The 18,892-nt window shown below is 40.4% G+C and carries 14 protein-coding genes; 4 read left to right on the forward strand and 10 right to left on the reverse strand.

Going from position 1 to position 18,892, the window contains the following annotated elements; genetic code table 11:
- The first annotated feature begins 9 nt into the window (after window positions 1-9).
- The 4 genes from FHS59_RS11170 (at window position 10) to FHS59_RS11185 (ending at window position 6,822) form a co-directional block, all read left to right on the forward strand.
- On the forward strand, window positions 10-2,157 hold the full coding sequence (locus FHS59_RS11170; RefSeq protein WP_184495225.1) for a beta-L-arabinofuranosidase domain-containing protein: 2,148 nt from the start codon (window positions 10-12) through the stop codon (window positions 2,155-2,157).
- Window positions 2,150-3,697: a glycoside hydrolase family 43 protein gene (locus tag FHS59_RS11175; protein ID WP_184495226.1), complete on the forward strand. Its 1,548-nt coding sequence runs from the start codon at window positions 2,150-2,152 to the stop codon at window positions 3,695-3,697. The genes FHS59_RS11170 and FHS59_RS11175 overlap by 8 nt, the downstream gene beginning before the upstream one ends.
- A gap of 64 nt (window positions 3,698-3,761) precedes the next feature.
- Window positions 3,762-5,615 carry a glycoside hydrolase family 2 protein gene (locus FHS59_RS11180; RefSeq protein WP_184495227.1) on the forward strand — a complete coding sequence of 618 codons (1,854 nt, stop codon included), beginning with the start codon at window positions 3,762-3,764 and terminating at the stop codon, window positions 5,613-5,615.
- A gap of 85 nt (window positions 5,616-5,700) precedes the next feature.
- Window positions 5,701-6,822, forward strand: coding sequence for an aldose epimerase family protein (locus tag FHS59_RS11185; protein ID WP_184495228.1), 1,122 nt, complete (start codon window positions 5,701-5,703; stop codon window positions 6,820-6,822).
- Between the two features lie 210 nt (window positions 6,823-7,032).
- Here FHS59_RS11185 and FHS59_RS11190 read toward each other — a convergent pair whose 3' ends face one another.
- The 10 genes from FHS59_RS11190 to FHS59_RS11235 form a co-directional block, all read right to left on the reverse strand.
- Window positions 7,033-7,677, reverse strand: coding sequence for a YdeI/OmpD-associated family protein (locus tag FHS59_RS11190; protein WP_246388411.1), 645 nt, complete (start codon window positions 7,675-7,677; stop codon window positions 7,033-7,035).
- Complete coding sequence (locus FHS59_RS11195; RefSeq protein WP_184495230.1) at window positions 7,658-8,743, reverse strand: serine hydrolase domain-containing protein; 1,086 nt, start codon at window positions 8,741-8,743, stop codon at window positions 7,658-7,660. Before FHS59_RS11195 ends, FHS59_RS11190 begins: the two co-directional genes overlap by 20 nt.
- Window positions 8,740-9,648 carry a serine hydrolase gene (locus tag FHS59_RS11200; protein WP_221444489.1) on the reverse strand — a complete coding sequence of 303 codons (909 nt, stop codon included), beginning with the start codon at window positions 9,646-9,648 and terminating at the stop codon, window positions 8,740-8,742. The genes FHS59_RS11195 and FHS59_RS11200 overlap by 4 nt, the downstream gene beginning before the upstream one ends.
- 248 nt (window positions 9,649-9,896) lie before the next feature.
- Complete coding sequence (locus FHS59_RS11205) at window positions 9,897-10,550, reverse strand: transmembrane-type terpene cyclase (RefSeq protein WP_184495231.1); 654 nt, start codon at window positions 10,548-10,550, stop codon at window positions 9,897-9,899.
- A 362-nt stretch (window positions 10,551-10,912) separates the two neighbouring features.
- On the reverse strand, window positions 10,913-11,290 hold the full coding sequence (locus FHS59_RS11210; RefSeq protein WP_184495232.1) for a DUF3703 domain-containing protein: 378 nt from the start codon (window positions 11,288-11,290) through the stop codon (window positions 10,913-10,915).
- The gene (locus FHS59_RS11215) at window positions 11,290-11,973 is read right to left on the reverse strand and encodes a type 1 glutamine amidotransferase domain-containing protein (RefSeq protein ID WP_184495233.1); all 684 of its coding nucleotides are present in this window, start codon (window positions 11,971-11,973) and stop codon (window positions 11,290-11,292) included. Before FHS59_RS11215 ends, FHS59_RS11210 begins: the two co-directional genes overlap by 1 nt.
- Window positions 11,970-12,899, reverse strand: coding sequence for an NAD-dependent epimerase/dehydratase family protein (locus FHS59_RS11220; protein ID WP_184495234.1), 930 nt, complete (start codon window positions 12,897-12,899; stop codon window positions 11,970-11,972). Before FHS59_RS11220 ends, FHS59_RS11215 begins: the two co-directional genes overlap by 4 nt.
- Before the next feature lie 258 nt (window positions 12,900-13,157).
- Window positions 13,158-14,447 carry an APC family permease gene (locus FHS59_RS11225; RefSeq protein WP_184495235.1) on the reverse strand — a complete coding sequence of 430 codons (1,290 nt, stop codon included), beginning with the start codon at window positions 14,445-14,447 and terminating at the stop codon, window positions 13,158-13,160.
- Window positions 14,448-14,690: 243 nt separating this feature from the next.
- The gene (locus tag FHS59_RS11230; RefSeq protein WP_184495236.1) at window positions 14,691-17,201 is read right to left on the reverse strand and encodes a YbcC family protein; all 2,511 of its coding nucleotides are present in this window, start codon (window positions 17,199-17,201) and stop codon (window positions 14,691-14,693) included.
- 29 nt (window positions 17,202-17,230) lie between these two features.
- The gene (locus tag FHS59_RS11235; RefSeq protein WP_184495237.1) at window positions 17,231-18,892 is read right to left on the reverse strand and encodes a proton-conducting transporter transmembrane domain-containing protein; all 1,662 of its coding nucleotides are present in this window, start codon (window positions 18,890-18,892) and stop codon (window positions 17,231-17,233) included.

The raw sequence follows: 18,892 nt of genomic DNA on the forward strand, positions 1-18,892 counted from the left end.
AAATTGGAGATGTTAAAATTCAGAGGAAAATCAATTTTAGTTCTAGCCCTTTCCATTTCAGCTATAGCTTGTCAGCCTGAAAGTGAAAATGCTGAAGTGAGGTTTGTGGAGAAAATAGATTCTCAAAGCACAAACCAATATTACGTCAGTAATAGAGCTCCTTTGGTTCCCAGTGCTTTAATCAAATTACCCGTTGGGGCTGTCAAGCCAAAAGGATTTCTAAAGGAATACCTGCTGAGGCAAAAAGAGGGATTGACCGGGAATCTGGGTCAAATTTCAGCTTGGCTCCAAAAGCAGGACAATGCCTGGCTTTCTCCAGACGGTGAGGGCGAATGGGGCTGGGAGGAAGTTCCCTACTGGTTAAAAGGATATGCCAACATCGGGTACATTCTCGAAGACCAGAAAATGATCGATGAAGCAATGGTCTGGATTGAAGGCACATTGAATAGTCAGCGGGAAGATGGAAATTTTGGTCCAAAGCATTTCGATGGGGAAAATCAGGATTTTTGGGCGAATATGATCATGCTCTATTGTCTCCAATCCTATTACGAGCATTCGGAAGATCCACGGGTATTGGAGTTGATGACCAATTATTTCAAGTACGAATTATCGGTTCCGGATGAGAATTTTTTAGAAGGATATTGGCAAAAGCTGCGTGGAGGGGATAATCTTCACAGCGTCATTTGGCTGTATAATCGTACTGGCGATGAGTTTTTATTGGAACTGGCAGAAAAAATCCACCGGAATACAGCCAACTGGGAAGGAAGAGATTTGCCTTTGGACCAGATTAAGAATTATTACGAAGTTAGAGATGGAGGGGAAGTTCCTGATTGGTACAGGAATCAAGTCGATTGGCACAATGTGAATCATGCTCAGGCTTTCCGGGAACCGGCACAATATTACTTGCTGAGTAAAAATAAAGCAGACTTAAAAGCTTCCTATGAAAACTTTGAGATCATGCGCAACCATTTTGGTCAGGTGCCAGGTGGGATGTTTGGTGCAGATGAAGATGCCCGACCAGGATATGCTGATCCGAGACAGGGTGTAGAAACCTGTGGGATGGTGGAGCAGATGAACTCAGACGAGCATATGCTTCGAATAACCGGGGATCCATTTTGGGGAGATCATGCGGAAGAAGTCGCTTTCAATACCTATCCAGCGGCAGTTATGCCTGATTTTAAGGCGTTGCATTATATCACTTCGCCAAATATGGCTTTGTTGGATGCGGAAAATCATTTTCCAGGAATTGGAAATAAAGGCCCTTTCTTGATGATGAACCCCTTCAGTTCGAGATGTTGCCAGCATAATCATTCTCAGGGTTGGCCCTATTTTATAGAAAACCTTTGGATGGCTACTCCGGATAATGGAGTCGTTGCAGCGATTTATGGAGAGAGCATTGTCAAAGTGAAAGTGGGTGACGGTACAGAAGTTCAACTGGAGGAAACAACTCATTATCCTTTTGAGGAGGAAATCCAATTTGCTGTCAGCAGCCCAAAAGATGTAGAATTTCCACTTTATCTTCGAATTCCTGCTTGGACGAATGGAGCAAGTATCAAAATCAATGGGGAATTGGTGAAGTCAGATCTTTCTGGAATAGGCTTTGCCAAAATCCAAAGAACCTGGAAAAACGGAGACTTGATTTCCCTCACTTTGCCAATGGAAGTCCAAACGAAACGCTGGGAAAAAAATAACAATAGCTTGAGCATCAGCCGAGGACCTTTGACTTATTCTTTGAAGATCCGTGAAAAATACCTGAAGAAAGACAGTGATGAAACTGCGATTTCAGATTCTAAATGGCAAAAGGGTGTGGATACAAAAAAATGGCCTTCTTGGGAAGTTCATCCGGTTACAGACTGGAATTATAGCATTTTGGTGGATGAAAATGATCCTGCTTCTTCCGTGGAAGTTATGATGGGAAAATGGCCAAAATCAGACTTCCCTTTTACTTTGGAAGAAGTTCCGATTAAAATGGTCGTAAAAGCCCAACAAATTCCTGAATGGCAATTTGATGAATATGGCTTGGTGGGTGAATTGAAAGACCTGCCAAAAACTTCCGATCAACCCATCGTCGATGTGACTTTGATCCCTATGGGAGCAGCAAGGTTACGGATTACAGCTTTTCCAGAATTAACTACTAACCCCAAAATCGATGAATAAACGATTGAACATCGTTGGTTTTATTTGCATGCTATGCTTGATTGGAGGATTTTCCACAAGTAGTATTGCACAAAAGAGTTCTTTTGAAAACCCAGTTTTGGCAGGTGATCGTCCGGATCCCACTGTCGTAAAAATCGGGAATTATTACTACGCTTCTGCCACTTCCAATGAATGGGCACCACTTTTTCCGATTTTCAAATCCAAAGATCTAATCAATTGGGAGTTGGTGAATTATGTTTTCCCAGATGGAGCACCGGATTGGGCAAGAAATAACTTTTGGGCCCCAGAGCTTGCTTATGATGAAAAGCAGAAGAAAATCTATGCCTATTACACGGCTCGGGATAAGGAAAGTAACAGACTGAGTGTGGCTGTTGCAAGTGCTGCTACGCCAGAAAGTAAATTCACTGATCATGGTCCTTTGGTGGCTCAGGAATATGGTTCTATAGATGCATTCGAAACTCGGGATGAAAACGGCAAACTCTTTTTACTTTGGAAAGAAGACGGAAATAGCAAAGGACAAAAGACCCCGATTTGGGCTCAGGAAATAAATGAAGATCGGACAGCCTTAGTGGGTGAAAAGCATGAGCTGTTTCATAATGATCAGGAATGGGAAGGTGGTTTAGTGGAAGGAATAGCAATTTTCCGAAAAAACGGATATTTCTATGCGACCTATTCTGCTCGGGGATGCTGCGAAATCACCTGCGATTATGTGACAGGCGTGGCTAGAAGTAAATCACTTTTGGGTCCCTGGGAAAAGTATGATATGAATCCTGTCATCCGTGACAACGAAAGTTGGAAATGTCCTGGACATGGCACTGTAGTAGAAAAAGATGGGGAGCTTTGGTTGCTTAATCATGCTTACAATCAGGAGGGAAGTGTCTATGTAGGAAGACAGGGAGTCCTTCAAAAAGTGGAATGGACAGACGATTTGTGGCCGGTTTTTTCTAACGATGAGGCTTATACGAGAAGTAAAGCCTCTCTCGACTTCACAGATAATTTTAAAAAGAGATTGGATCCTGTTTGGCAGTGGAGAGTGACTCAGGACATTCAATATGAAACAGGAAAAGATGGGCTGAAACTTCAAGCTTCTGAAGAAAATGAAACCTTGGGCACTTTGCTTGTGCAGGGTACTAAATCCCTTAATTATCGTTATGAGGCAATTGTGGTTCCTGTATCTAATGTGGAAGCAGGATTAGCTGTCATCGGAGGAGCAAATAATGGATTTGGAGCTCCAGTGGCTGGGATGGGAATTTCTGTTGAAGGAAATGAAGTGACCCTTTGGGAAACCATCAATCAGAAAACCAAAACAATTGCTACCCAAACAATCCCTGATGCTAAGGAAGTGAAATTGATTTTGGAGATGAAAGATGGCTATAAAATGAGTACTTCCGTGGATGTAGACGGTAAATCCATTCAAGTAGGAGAAGTCCAAGACGTAAAGCATTTGGTTCCTTGGGGAATGGGATTCCGACTGGGTATGGTCGCCAAAGGTGACAAAAGTTCCTATGCCCATTTTAAAGAAGTGACGATTTCTAACTAAGACAATTCTTGCTAGAAATCTATTGATAAGAAAAAATTATACATGTTTGATAACCGATAGACCTATGAAAAAAACATTAATTTTTGGTGCATGTCTGCTTTTTACCCAGCAGGTTGCTACTGCACAAACGAGCGCGTACAAACCCGTGGAAGGGAAAATCATGTCCGAATGGGCAGCAACCGTAACCCCAGAAAACGTCCATCAAGAATATCCAAGACCACAGATGACCCGATCCAATTGGGTAAACTTAAATGGGCTTTGGGATTACGCCATCCAGGCAAAGGGAGGTGCAGCTCCAAGCGAATTTGATGGGGAGATTTTAGTGCCTTTTGCTGTGGAATCAGCTCTTTCTGGAGTTGGTAAAACTGTAGGAAAAGACAACGAATTATGGTATCATACCAGCTTTGCAACGCCAAAAAAAGGAAGCAAGGATAAAGTATTATTGCATTTTGTGGCTTCTGACTGGGAAACCGAAGTCTTTGTCAATGGTCAGTCTGTGGGAGTTCACAAAGGAGGATATGATCCTTTTGAATTTGATGTCACTTCTGCTTTGAAGTCCGGTAAAAGCCAAACTCTGGAAGTAAGAATCTGGGATCCAAGTGACGAAGGACCTCAGCCAAGAGGAAAGCAAATCAACAATCCTCATGGAATCTGGTACACTCCGGTGACGGGGATTTGGCAAACGGTATGGATGGAAACTGTTCCAGCAAGTTATATTTCCGACATCCGAAATTCTTCAGACATCCAGGCGAAGCAGATCATTGTTAGCCCAGAAGTTAGAGGATCTCAGGAAGGACAGCAGGTAAAAGTTTCAGCTTGGAAAGATGGAACAATGCTGGCTGAGCAAACTATCAGCCCTAGCGGAACAGCGAAATTGACGATTGCCAATGCAGAACTTTGGGAGCCTGGAAATCCTGTTTTGTATGATCTAAAAGTAGAATTGATCAATGGAAAGAAAGTGCTGGATGAAGTAGGAAGCTACGCAGCACTTCGTGAAATTAAGAAGGCTCTGGATGCCAATGGAATCCAGAGAATGATGCTTAATGGAAAGTTTTTATTCCAATATGGTCCTTTGGATCAAGGTTGGTGGCCAGATGGTTTGTACACTGCTCCATCTGAGGAGGCCATGGTTTTTGACATCGCAAAGACTCAGGAAATGGGCTTTAACATGATCAGAAAGCATGTGAAAGTGGAGCCGGCAAGATGGTATTATGCCTGTGATAAAATGGGAATGTTGGTTTGGCAGGATATGCCAAGTGGTGATATGGGCAATGGATGGGAAATGAAGTTGGCAGTGCTGGGAAGCCAAAGTGATCGTGATAGAACGCCAGAGTCGGAGGCGATTTACAGAGAAGAGTGGAAAGAGATTATGGATGATTTTTACAATTTCCCTTCTATCGTAGTTTGGGTTCCATTTAATGAAGCTTGGGGTCAGTTCAAGACCAAGGAAATCACAGAATGGACTGAGAAGCGTGATCCAAGTAGATTGGTCAACTCAGCAAGTGGTGGAAACTTCGAAATGGAAGGCACCAAAATCACTGGAGATATCATCGATTTACACAATTATCCAGATGCAAAAATGCCGGCACCAGGAATTTATGGCAAAGACAATATCTTGGTTTTGGGAGAATTTGGAGGTTTAGGCCTACCGGTTGATGGGCATGTTTGGCAGCAAAAAGACAACTGGGGTTACCAAAGCTTCAAGAACGAAACGGAGCTTTTGGCAAAGTATTCCCAACTGATGAGCAGAATGGAAGAGCTAATCGAAGCTGGACTTTCGGCAGCCGTTTATACCCAAACCACGGACGTGGAGATAGAAACGAATGGATTGATGACCTATGATCGTAAAATCATCAAGATGAAAGCGGCCGAATTAAAACCTTTGCACGATAAACTTTATAAGGTTTCGGTTAAATAAATCAGGTAAATTGAGATCTGTCGGGTAGCAAATGATTTTTCTACCTGGCAGATTTTCTTTGTTTTAGATACTAGCCACCAAATCGATGAAAAATACAATCCAAATATTCTGCCTGAGCTGCTTGATTCTTATGTTTGCATGCGCTCAAAAAAAACAAAACGAAACACCTATAGAAACCATGACCAAGGAAGCAAGCCCTTATCAGATTTTGACTTTGACCAATAGCAATGGCATGAAAATGACCGTAACCAATCTTGGAGCAAGAGTGATGACACTTTTGGTGCCGGATAAGGATGGGAAACTTTTGGATGTCGTTTTAGGATTTGACACTCCTGCGGAATACCTGACTTCACCGGAGCCATTCTTCGGAACTGCCGTAGGTAGATATGGAAATAGAATTGCCAAAGGGAAATTCGAATTGGATGGTCAGTCTTACTCTTTGGCCTTAAACAATGGTGCAAATTCCCTTCATGGTGGGCCAGGTGGGTTTCATAATGTCATCTGGAACGTCGAAGAAGCGGATGATTCTCACATTGTATTTACTTACTTGTCAAAAGACGGAGAGGAAGGTTTCCCGGGAAATCTAAACGTAAAAATGACTTATTTTCTGACTGATGAGAATGAATTTAAGATCACCTATGAAGCAGAAACTGATAAAGCTACTCCGATAAATTTAACGCATCACTCATTCTTCAATCTCAATGGGGAAGGCAGCGGAGATGTTTTAGGTCAGGAGCTTCAGTTGATGGCCGATCAATTCACTCCTGTGGATAGTACTTTAATTCCTTTGGGCGAAAATGTCCCAGTAGCAGGAACGCCATTTGATTTCACCGAATCTAAACCTATCGGAAAAGATATCAATCAGGAAAATGAGCAATTGAAATTCGGTGGTGGTTTTGACCACAACTGGGTTTTGAATAAAAAGGAGCAAGGAGCATTGGAATTAGCAGCTGTTGCCTATTCACCAGCTTCTGGGATCGAGATGGAAGTGTACACCACCGAGCCGGGCATTCAGTTTTATGCAGGTAATTTCCTCGATGGAACAGCGAAAGGAAAAGGTGGAAAAGCGTATGAGTATAGATCTGCATTTTGTCTTGAAACTCAGCATTTCCCAGATTCTCCAAATCAGCCTAATTTCCCATCTACGATTTTAAGACCTGGGGAGAAATATGAACAAACTTGTATTTATAAGTTTGACACGAAGTAATTATTCGCTTAGCTGGAAATTAAAAACCAGTTAAGGTGAAAACTTAATGAAAACAGCCAGCTGAAATTTAAAGATTCGGCTGGCTGTTTTTTTTCTGAAAGCTAAATATCCCGCAGATTCCCGCAGAAAAAGAACGCAGATTCCCGCAGATTGGGTTCAGGGGAAATGTTTCTTTCATCCCTGTTTGTGATGTCCTATTTCATCCCTGTTTTATCGGTCATTCCAACCTTTACCTTCAAAAATCTTTTGCATGGTTTTTTCTATTCTGGAAATCCGGGTGGAGGATTGTTTTGCTTGGGAAAAATAAATGTTATAGCCACGTTGTCGGCCTGGTGTCAAGGCCTCAAAAGCAGCTTTGAAAGACGGATCATCTTCCAGTTTTTGCTGAAGTTCCTCAACCAATTCCAAATCCGTGCTTTTCTTAAACTCCACTTTAAGTCCGGCTTTTTCTACTTCAATGGCCTCGAAAATAGATGCCCTGATATCTTCCTCAAGCTTCAGGATTTCTTTCGCATCAGTAATTTTTATTAATCTGGCAGCTTGCGAATTTTCACCAGGTTTGGTCAGGAATTTTTTTGGGTCTTGAAGCAAAGATCCTTTGAAGAAACTGATGGAACAGTAATTTTTGAAGGCGCTTAAAATCAAAACGTTTGCGCCGTTCAGGGCATAGCAAGGAACTCCCCATTTACATTCCTCTTGCAGTCCTGTTTGAAGGATGATCTTTCTCAATTGAGCAAGTTCATTAGCCCAGGAATGCACTTTACATTCAGTTGTGCCACCCAAAGGACATCTTCCGCAACCTTCCAAAAAGTAATTTTCTACACTGGTATTCATTTTATAATTGCTTGTACTCATTCCAATTCCGCATGATTTCAGGATCAGAAAATACCATATGAATCATTCTATGAACAATGCTAAGGCCATTTTGGCTGTTAGTGAAATAGACGAAACCAGTTTTTTCTGTTGCAGAAAAAATAAAGAATGCTCTAAAAACACCATTGTCTCCCCAATGCCAGAGGTATTTTCCCTGCTCGGTGGTATTTATGCCTAAACCCAAACCCCAGCCTAAACTTGAGTCTTTAGCGTCCATCAAAACTTGTTGTTTTTCCATCTGATCTATCAGGTCTTTTCCAATCAAAGTGGGATTCATCAGCTCGAGAAGGAACTTGGCATAATCTGAAGTTGTGGTATGCATGCTATACGCTGCATTTGCTTGATTAGGTTTTCCTTTGCGGCGAGGTTCAGCTTTGGTGTTATGACCCACAGCATAATTTGCTGAATCAGGGAAAACCAAAAAGCTGTCATTCATTCCCAAAGGCATAAAAACCCGTTCAGAAGCAATAGCACCAAGGTCTTTCCCCTCAATTTTCTCCATCACCTTTTGGAGGTAAACGAATCCCTCTCCTGAATATCCAAATTTCTCATTGGGATCAAAGCTGAATTTGAGCGTATTGCTTTGTCTATCTTTTCTCCAATTCGGTAATCCAGTTTGGTGTGACAAAATCATCCTTGCTGTGATTACTTTGGCTCGCTCATCATCCCCCAAGTCAGGATATTCTAGGTATTCGAATAAAGGCTTATCTAGTTCCAACTTTCCTTCTTCCACCAATTTCATCGCACAATATGCAGCTATGGGTTTGGTCAAGGAAGCTGCTTCAAAAACTGTATGCTCTGAAATTTCATCAGGTTTTCCCTGCTCTTTTACCCCCAGATTTTTCGAATATCCCAAAGTTCCATTTTGGATCACAGTTATACTTATGCCGGGAATAGAAGCACTATCCAATAGTTGGGGAAGCCTCTTATCCAATGTTTCCTGAACCGTTTGAGCTTCAAGATTCAAAGTCATAAAGCTCAGTATCAATAGGAAAAGTCTAAAAAGGGCAGTTTTGGATTGCTGGGATAATCTGAAAAAAGGGTTCATTTTTCCTGGTCTATAAAATGGTCATAAACAGTTTTTGAAATACCTGCTAGTTGTGCGGTTCCTTTGTCAAAATCCTTTAGGTTTTTGGAAAGTAAAACCAAAACATAGGCATTCCCATCGGGTAAATAAACGATCCCTGCATCATGATGAACTCCAGTAATGGAGCCAGTTTTATGCGCTACGGAAACGTCATTTGGCAATTGGGCAGGAATAATTTCATTAAACTGCTGGTCTTTCAAAATAGAAATCATCTGATCACAATCTTCTTTTGTTCCTGCTTTTTCTTCTGCAATTGCCTTCATGATCATCATCAGATCCATCGCTGTAGTAGAGTTGCTCAAACCTAAGTCATAAGCTTTTTGATCTTCAACACCTCTGAGTACTTGAATATCATTTGCTCCCAGATCTCTCATGCTGGCAGTTACATTTTTTGCACCGACCAGTTCGATCAGCACGTTTGTGGCGAGGTTGCTACTGACAGTAATCATGCTGTACATTAGGTCTTTGAGAGCGACGGTAGTTCCTATTTTACTATAAATAACGTCGTCGCTATCATCTCCGACATCCATGCTGTAGAGACTGCTGTCAACGATACTTTTGAATTCATTTTTCAATAAAATCGAGTCATTGAGATTGATTTTTCCTTCTTGCTGCTGCTTAAAAAGTTCGATCATCACTGGGACTTTCATAGTACTTGCAGCGTGAAATTCTTCTTCTGAATTGATCAGCAAAGTGTCAGAGGGATTGGATAAGTTGATGTAAGCGACTGCCACATCACCTTGGATCGAGTCAATTTGGCTCAACACATTTGTTCGGAAATCTTCCTCAACTTTGGTTTTCTCCTGACAGGAAATCAAAAGTACAAAAGCAATAAAAAACGTGATTTTAGAGAAGTGCGAAGTCAAAATGGTCTGGTTTTGAAGTTGTAAATGATAGCAATACTATAGGTCATCTGTATTCTGCTGATTTCATTAGCTTAGATAAAAAGAAAGCGGAAACAGCCTTACGTTTTATATAAGTTCTAATTTATCAATTTACTCTTTTTCTCCGATAGGATAGAATACCTTTTAAGAATGCGTTAAGGAAACAGGATTCACTAGGTGATCACCCGATTTTTTACTGGTGAGGAATTACAAAAAAGGAGAAATCAATTCTAGGCAGAAATCGACTTTTCGGAGTTTGGCTTTTTAGCTTTTGCCAGTAAGTAGATATAAAATAAGTCTACAACAAAAATCATTAGGCCAAGGTAAAGGATGTAATTGTTTACTCCGCCGGCGGTTTTGGAACCGATCATTCCGATTAAAACTGTCGAAGAAAAGGTGCCAAAACATTTAGAAATGGCGATAATCAAGGATTGACCCGTCGGACCTCCTCTTCGGTAAAACATCCGAACGAAGAGAAAGGACATCACAAAATTGATCGAAAAACCTGAATAGAGCGCTCCTTTGACGATTCCGAGCTCTTGAAAAGTAAAATGATGTATGAAAAAACAACTTAGTATAAAGAGCAGAGCCTGACCATAAAAAACCAAATCATTGGCTTTGACTTCCTTCCTACCGTACTTAAAATAAGTATAGAGGATTCCGATGTCTATCAGCACCCAAATAAAATTCACATAGGTTGAAACATGATAGCCAAATTCATGATATCCCTGAATGGTATAATAGATTTCCCAGGTAAAATTCAACGCCAAAGTCAGGAATGGGATGGCGTAGGTTTTATCCTTTAATCCTATTCTCAAAGCCTCTACATAGGCGACTATCCAACCAACTCCGCAAAGAGCAATAAATAAAGAACTCGTAGTCATAAAATATGCAATGTGGGTAGCACTTCTACAACCAATTGGTCTTTTAAAGAATTAAATTCTGTGCTCATTAAATTAAAAACTTGGGTTAATCGGATTTTGGCAAATCTAATCAATTGTATATTTTTTTCTTACCTCAGATAATATGAGGAAAGTTTTACTTTGCTAGGTTCCTCAAAGAATCCCCAAAAATAGGGGCATTTATTAAATTAACGCCCTTGAATTAGGGAGAAATTTGTGAATTTGTTAAGCCAAAGCTATTCCAATTGTAATGAGGTCTTCAATAACAAGTAGAATCTGAGGCTTCAGAGATCATAAATGCTCAAATAGCTGATAGCATTTACGCATGAAACTTATTTTTTGGATCAAGGATTTGTAATCCCTGCTTTTTGAAAAATTTCCTGTAGTTCTGGATGGATGGGAAAAGGTTTTAGAGGTGGAACATTTGCCCCTCCGGGATTTCCAACCGGGATTTTTCCTACAAATGATTTGACCCCGCCAAAAATTAATCTCGGGATTTGACCAAAAACTTCTTTGGTACTTTTGATATGAATGCCAAATTGAAGCATTTTCCAGTGCACGTAACTATGCTCAAAAGGGTATTTCTGCCCGATGATATGGGCTCGCTCCAGGTGATTCCAAGCGAGGGTTAAGTTTCCATTTTTAAATTCTTGACGATACTTTTCCAATTCCAATTCGAAATAGGAATTCAATTTTTGAGGTATTGAAGTATAGAATTTCATTATTTCTTAAGTTCCTCTATTACCACTTTCGCCATTTCAATCGAGCTAAAAGGATTTTGTCCAGTAATAATATTGCCATCCACAACCACATTTGAAGTCATCGGGATGAGGGCTTTAGTATAATCGGCGCCACGTTCTTTCAGCGCAGCTTCTAAATTAAATGGCACTTCTTTTTTTCTTTTGGCTATACTTTCCTCAAACCAATTGAAGCCAGTGATCATTTTGCCTTGTATCAAATAATTCCCATTTGATAATTTCACATTTAGGAGCCCTCCGACCCCATGGCAAATTGCTGCCACTTTTTTGCCATTTTCAAAGTGGTCTCGGATGATATTTTGTAAGGATTCATCATTTGGAAAGTCATACATGGTTCCATGTCCACCTGCTAGATAAACCATGTCAAATTGTTGATCAGAAACTTCCTGAAGGGAAATACTTTTTCCCAATTCTTTTCTAAAGTCAGGGCTCTCCCAAAGGCTTTTGGATAATTTATCCAAAACGAACGATTTTAAACTTTCAGGATCTATTGGAATGTTTCCTCCTTTGATGCTAGCGATGGTCACTTCGAATCCCTCCTTTTTAGCTTCACTGTAAATATGTGTGAGCTCACTTAACCAAAGTCCAGTTTCTAATCCACTGTCATAGTTAGAATTGCTTGTTGAAATGATAAGGATTTTTTTCATCCGTTTTGGTCGTTTTTAATTTGGGTTATTCCTTTTTCGTAGGTTGTCAATTCAAAATCTGGAAACCTATTTTTAAATTTTTCAGAGCTGAAAATATTATCGTATTTGTATCTAGGTAATAATTCCTGAAGTTCTTTCAACTTCTTATTGAAAAGGATTCCCAATTTGAATTGCCACATTTTCACTATTGAATAGGACAATTCCTGCTGATAGATTTTTGATGCTAATTCAATCATTTCTTTGTAGGTCAGACGGGCATCATCACATGGCAAATGCCAAGTTTGGTTGAATGCAACAGGAGTATTTCCGATTAATGCCATGGCTCGACTTGCGTCAGGAGTCCAAATCAATGTTCTTCTGGTATTGTCTGTTAAAGGAACCTTCAGTTTCTTGTTTTGCTGAATGTTTTCAAAGACCATTGTATTGGTAATACTTTGGGTTTTTCGAGGACCATAAAATTCAGGAGCTCTGCAAATTACCGCCTCAATACTTCCCTTTTCCATTTCGGTTAAAAGCATTTTTGCAATTTTTGACCTAACAGTGGATTTCCTCCCAATCGCTTCAAAGGGACTTTCTTCGGTTTGAACAGCACTGGTTTTAGCATACATATAGGTATTATCAAAGAAGACTAATTTTGCCGAATGCTTTTTACAGGCTTCAATGACATTTTGCATCATGGTTGGGAATTGATCTTCCCATAACTTTGAATCCATAGGAAGTCCAACAGTCAAATAGGCAATATCACTTCCTTCAACAGCATTTTCCGTGGCTAAGGGATCCATCAGATTTGCAGGAAATAACTGATCGCTATCATGTATTTTTTTGGGATTCCTGCTGACTAATCGAATGTCTTTAGTAAAGTTTCGATATAGCTCCCGAGTCAATTCTTCTGCAATTTGGCCGTTTGCTCCGAGTATAGTTTGCATATCCGATTATTCAGGTTTTTAATCTATTCATTACGAAAATAATAATGCTAATGATTTTGAGTTTATCATTTTTGCTTAATTCTAAAGCCTTATAAGAATGAATGGTTGGATTTTGAATCGATATTTATTTTTTTTCAAATCGTCTTCTCCAACTCTGGAATTAAAATCCAGGAATAAAATTACTTTGGTTGCGAATCCTAGAATTTTTTCTAAAGTCGATTTCAACTGTAATCCAGTTCGCAAAGAGTCATGATTAAATTACTGTTTTTTAGCTTCTTTCTTTTTATAGTTCCACTCGATAAGGAAGCAGGAAACAATGATGCCGATGGACACTAATATTCCTGTTAGATTTTCATTTAACTGCTGTTTGATAAGAACTACCAGAGCGATAGCACATAAAATGGAACCTATCATCGGAACAATTTGATTGGTGCCCATTTCCTTTGCCAGTTTGAATCCCACAAAATTGACAATCCCAAAAATGAAAATAAATCCGATGCTTCCAGCGGTGGAGATACTCTCGATATTCAGACTATTTACCAAAATGAGAGTCGCGATTGCTGTAATCAATAAACCCACTGGCTGATTCCAAAATTTCGCCAAAAAGTGATGAGGGAGTTCATCGTCCTCTGCAATTTCATAATTCACCCGGCTACCTCCATAAAGGGAAGCGTTTATGGCAGAAAAAGTAGAAATCAATGCTGCTATGGTTATGATCGTAAAACCAATTTGACCTAGCATAGGTCTAGCTGCTTCAGCTAGAACATAATCTTTGGCTTTTTGAATTTGATCAAATGGTAGGGACCCGACAGTAACTATTGCTATGATGATGTATAAAAAAATCACAAAAAGGACCGAGTAGAAATAAGCTCTGGAAATGTTCTTTTCTGGATGAATTATGTCAGGAGCTGCATTGGCTATGAGTTCAAATCCTTCGTAGGCCACAAAAATCACCATTCCTCCAGCGAATAAATTAATGGGGTTTTCCCAATTTGAAAGAGCTAATTGAGGAAGATTCTCATTCCCGATTAATCCATACGCACCAACTCCTACAAACCCAAGAAGGATGATTAATTTGATAATAACAGCAAAGGATTCAATCTTTCCGACGACAGCAATACTGTAGTAATTGATCCCTGTTGCGAATAAAATAATAGCAGTTGCATAAATATGGAAGTCAATGGATTTATCTCCTGTTATTTCCCATAAGTTAGGAGCATAGGATCCGAAAGCAGATGCATAAAGTGATAACATCACGATATAGCTTATCCACAATAAATTATTGACTGCACCGCTAAAAACGGTTTTTCCAAATCCCTGATTTAGAAATTTCACGGTACCACCCCGATCAGGAAAAGCTTTGGAAAGATTTGCGTAGCTGTAAGAGGTAATCAGTGCCACACATCCTGCAAATAAAAATGCCAGAGGTGTTCCGCCTTTGGCCAAAGAGACAGCGAGTCCCAAAACTGCAAAAATACCTCCGCCTACCATCCCGCCGATCCCAATTGAAATCGCATTGATTAGACTGATTTTATTCTCTTCTGCCATTTTACTTCGGTTGGTTCAATTGCTTTTGTGATCTTTCCAAAGTAGAATTTTTAAAGTGCTTACACAATAGGATTATTGTCTGGAATAAATAATTAGGTACTTTTTTAAATATAAGGGTGAGAAAATAGTAGATAAATTAAGCACCCTCACTGTACTTTCATGGTCCTATGAACACAAAAAGACTCCAAAGAAAGAGTCTTTTGTGTTTTGAATTCAATTTTTCCTAGGTAGGAATGACTTTTCTTACGCTGCTTTCTGGATTAGTTTTTCCCAGTTTAAATCTCCAGAATATCGATGGGAAATTAAACCTTCATCGTCCATAGCTAAGAGGTAAATCCAACCATTATCGCATAAATTTTTGACTGATGGGTGTTTTTCCAGTATCGAATTGATGGCATCAATCGGAGCTTCTATGATCACTTGTAGCCTGTTGGGTTCGTGCTGGTAATTTTCTCCATCGTGAATGGATTGGAGGGGTAAACCAACTCTCAAATCTCCAGAGAATCCTTCCAAGACCCCGATTCCCGAAGTGACATTGTGCAGGGTTTTATTGCCTGATCCGAAGTTTTGATTATCGACTGTCGATCCGAAATATTGGAGGTTGATCCAGCTGGTGACTACCATCGGGGCGGTCATGATCAATTCTAAGATGGAGAAGCCTTCGTCCTTTTTCCAGTCATATGAATGGAGAAAGGATTTGCCTTCCAAATTGATGTTTTTGGTTCTTTTTCGATTAGCAACTACAAATGCTGAGCATCCTGCAAGACCCCATTCTGGTCTTATTTCTGACCAGTCTTTACTTTTGAATTTAATCATTGCTTCCGCAGAATCTGTAGAGATTGCCATTCGAATCGAGCGTTCAGTTCTTGCTGCCTTGCCTGCTTTAAGCAAGGATTTTTTTATTCCTTCAAGCTCTTCAGCATGTTCAGCTGGAACCTGCTCTTCGTTGAAAATTGTCACTTCATCTGTGGTGGTGTCATGAAGACACGCCAGGAAAGTAGTATTGATTGGGATATAAATATTTTCCTGAAGAAGGCCCGTTCTAACTTCTCTGCTATTCAGGACAGCAGCCACTACCTTGGCATTCGCCTCTCCCGTGTGGCCTCCGCAAGCTCCGCAGTCGTAGCCTGTTGCATGGGGGTTATTGACTGTCGAAGAACCGTGGCCGACAATCAGAACAAATCTGGCAAAATCGTCTGCAAGTGACATTGATTTTAAGGCGTTTTTTCCCATCTGAATCTGTTGCTCTAGTGGAATTCCTATCGTACCATTCGAATCATAATCAGATGATAGACTGATTGTTCTCTTTTTGAAATTTTGGTCAGATAATCCAGCCTTATCAGGGTGAGGAACAGGTCTGGTCAGTCCAAAGGAATCGGTGAAGATTTTTGGAAGGAAGGAAAGTCCAATCGGGCTCACAAAGCTGAAGCATGATACTGCTCCCGATTTAAAAGACTTCCAAACTTGCTGGATTTGATGGTTCAAAATTCTGGACTTTACGGCCTTCTGAAAAGCTTTCTCCTCTGGTATTTTTTCCAGTATAGTTGGGCCGGTTTTCAAAAGTACAGGACATTGTGCTTCTCCTTTATCATGTCCTATTGGCACATAATTGATTGGAAAGGCAAAGAATCCGGCAAATCCCAGAGTTTCTATTTCATGATCCACCATTTCAAGATTTCGGCGGAAAACTTCCGATCGTACATCTATGCAAAAGACTGCCTGAGCTTTCCCTTGCTGATTTTTGATTGGTTCTGATTTTGGCTCCGTTTTAAATTTATTGATAAGTTGGCGCTGATTAGAAAGATCAAAAGCTTCTTGGAGAACCAGATTCTCAGAGAGATTTTGATTCGCTAATTTCAGTTCGTTTTGAAGGGATCCTAAATCTTTCGCCTCATTCCATTGTCGAAGTATTTCTGGGTCATTTAAGCACTCCAGAAGGGAGGCTTCCCAGCAAAGCAAGACCGACAAAAACTCTAGTAGTCTACCATCTTTGCCCCCATAAAGCTTGCTATCCCAGTCCAACCTTGCTATATGAGCAGACCAGCCTCCGAGTCTCAAGAGAAGTCGATGAAGATAAAATTCAGAAGGCTCTTGGTTTTTGAATCCTAAAATCTCAAGCGCCTTTTGACTGGCAAGGAGAGGATTGTTTGGAAGAGCTTTTACTCTTTTTCGAAAGTCTTTTAAACCTGTAAATTCTGGCGTGGGATCGATTTCAGCTTCTTTTTTCCAAGCTAGAAAGAGGCTTTTTTGCTTATCTGCTGAAGACCAGATAGTTTGTCCCTGATCAAAGTAAACCGAGGCCCATTGAGAAATCCGAGGCGTCATAAACCTGTTCCAATCTTTATTTGTCACATGGGTTGAGATGTCAGAAACAGTTCCAAGGATTGCCGGTTCTTCAGTTTCCCCAGTTGTTGAGTTGAGTTTTTTGAGAAATTCTTGTGCAGAGATTTTATACTGGTTTTTGTTTAATGCGATTTCGATATCCTTCTCCGTTATTATTCCTTCCTCTATTTTCTGTAAGTAGAATACTTTTGGCAAGGTGGACTGAATTCCTCCTGTCAGAGAAAGTTCTTGTGCTGCATCTTCGAAAGTTTTTTCAGTAAACCCAAGGTAAGGATTCACAGCAACGAAGTTTTCCAAAGGCCATAATGGCGCTATCTTTTTGCATGCAGCTCTCATTCGTAGTATAAGAGCCTCTTGTTGCTCGTTTAGGTGTTCGAAGTAGTATTTTTCCGATTCGGTTTTATGGATCATTTTTTTGCTTTTAAATGGTTCAGTGGATATTAAAACTCTCTGATTACTTCGGGTATACTCGTTTCTATTCGTTCTTTCGGTAGGCTGCGATTCTGTGTGTGGGCAGTTATCAATTTTGGTTTTTTCAGATTTGAATACAGTGCTCTTACTAATCTGTCAAAGGCAACATTGACATAGAATCCATTTCTGACATGGATGGATAAAGCCAAGAATTTAGGTTGGGAGGATATCCTCGGAGCAATAATTTGCAGGAAAATCACCCCGGCAAAAAGCAAGAGAATGATTCCCATTAAGATGATTTCCATCAAGTTAGGGTTGATTAAATCGGGAATTTGGGAAGTGAGCAAAAAGCTGGATCCAGCCTCTAAGAGAAAGAATGCAGTCGTGACTAAAATTGATAGGGCCGTAGCGCGAAAAATCAATTTCATTCCTCCGTCAGAATCAATGGCAGAGGTGAAAAGTCGCGAAAGTCCAAGAACGATTACCGCTCCAATAGCAAGAAGTGAAAGTTCGCTTTCAGGGTCGATTCCCCAAATCCAGGCAAAGGCAGTGTATATGCCCATTCCCAGTAATATCCCCAGTGCGATTCTTATTGGACTTCCTAGTCTTTTTGAAGCTTTCACTTTTGAAGCCCGGAGCACTTCTATGACGCTTCCTGAGGATAGAAAAGCATGTGCTTTGTAGAAGGAATGAGAGACTAGGTGAAGTAAGGCTGCCGGATATACCCCAAGTCCGCAAGTCAATAAACTGAAGCCCATATGTGCTACACTTGAATAGCCCAAAGCTGTTTTGATCGATGGTTGAGTCAAGAAAACTAATGAGGCGAAGAGTGCCGTAAATCCACCGATGGCAATGAGAATCAAAGGTGCATATGTACTTGCATCCATAACGAAGGCCATTCTGATGATTAGGAAAGGACCTGCATTGAGTAAGCCCGCATGAAGAAGAGCTGAAACAGGCGTGGGTGTTTCCATTACCTCCACCAACCAACCATGGGTTGGGAATTGAGCCGATTTGAGCAATGCTGCAGCAGCAAGAAGGACCGCAGCGCCTTCAATTGGCAGGTTAGGAAATGGATTGGTTTTAAGTGTTTGGAAAATTATTTCAAGATTGCCGGTGCCATATTGAACATACAAAAGGATCGAAGCGGCTAAAAGACTAAGGTCTCCGAGTCTCGCCACGATGAACTTCTTTCTTGCGGCTATTACTGCTCCAGGTCTTTCATGATAGAATACCAAAAGCCTGTGGAGACAAATACTGGTTAAAACCCATGAGATAAAAAGAATTCCTAGGTTTCCTGACAATACCAGAAGCTGTACCGACGCGATCGTGGCTGTCAATCTTCCTATAAAAGCTCCTTGTCTTGCATCTCCATCCAGATAGTTCATACTAAATCGGATTACTATGAATCCGATTAAGGCAATCATCAAAAACATGATGGTGCTCAGGGCATCTAATCTGAGGCTAAACCCAATCTGTTGGAAACCGATAAGAGATGTTTCGATCAAATCATATTTGATCACAAAAAAACCGCTCAACGCGGCGATCAAAATGCTAATAATTGAAGAGGTGGTTGCCAGCTTTTTAACGAGAAATGGTCGAATCCCAGGCTGAAACCAAGATACAATTGCGGTAGCAATAAAAACCAATGGTGAAATTAAAGCGAATATGGCAATTATCTGTTGATTCAT

This window comes from Algoriphagus iocasae (genome assembly GCF_014206875.1).
Lineage (GTDB): Bacteria > Bacteroidota > Bacteroidia > Cytophagales > Cyclobacteriaceae > Algoriphagus > Algoriphagus iocasae.

Coding starts and splice junctions, on each gene's coding strand:
- FHS59_RS11195 (WP_184495230.1), bottom strand. CDS start 8,743: ATGAACCCTTTTTTCAGATTATCCCAGCAATCCAAAACTGCCCTTTTT.
- FHS59_RS11190 (WP_246388411.1), bottom strand. CDS start 7,677: ATGAGTACAAGCAATTATAAAATGAATACCAGTGTAGAAAATTACTTT.
- FHS59_RS11180 (WP_184495227.1), top strand. CDS start 3,762: ATGAAAAAAACATTAATTTTTGGTGCATGTCTGCTTTTTACCCAGCAG.
- FHS59_RS11220 (WP_184495234.1), bottom strand. CDS start 12,899: ATGCAAACTATACTCGGAGCAAACGGCCAAATTGCAGAAGAATTGACT.
- FHS59_RS11175 (WP_184495226.1), top strand. CDS start 2,150: ATGAATAAACGATTGAACATCGTTGGTTTTATTTGCATGCTATGCTTG.
- FHS59_RS11170 (WP_184495225.1), top strand. CDS start 10: ATGTTAAAATTCAGAGGAAAATCAATTTTAGTTCTAGCCCTTTCCATT.
- FHS59_RS11235 (WP_184495237.1), bottom strand. CDS start 18,892: ATGAATCAACAGATAATTGCCATATTCGCTTTAATTTCACCATTGGTT.
- FHS59_RS11225 (WP_184495235.1), bottom strand. CDS start 14,447: ATGGCAGAAGAGAATAAAATCAGTCTAATCAATGCGATTTCAATTGGG.
- FHS59_RS11185 (WP_184495228.1), top strand. CDS start 5,701: ATGAAAAATACAATCCAAATATTCTGCCTGAGCTGCTTGATTCTTATG.
- FHS59_RS11210 (WP_184495232.1), bottom strand. CDS start 11,290: ATGAAATTCTATACTTCAATACCTCAAAAATTGAATTCCTATTTCGAA.
- FHS59_RS11205 (WP_184495231.1), bottom strand. CDS start 10,550: ATGACTACGAGTTCTTTATTTATTGCTCTTTGCGGAGTTGGTTGGATA.
- FHS59_RS11230 (WP_184495236.1), bottom strand. CDS start 17,201: ATGATCCATAAAACCGAATCGGAAAAATACTACTTCGAACACCTAAAC.
- FHS59_RS11215 (WP_184495233.1), bottom strand. CDS start 11,973: ATGAAAAAAATCCTTATCATTTCAACAAGCAATTCTAACTATGACAGT.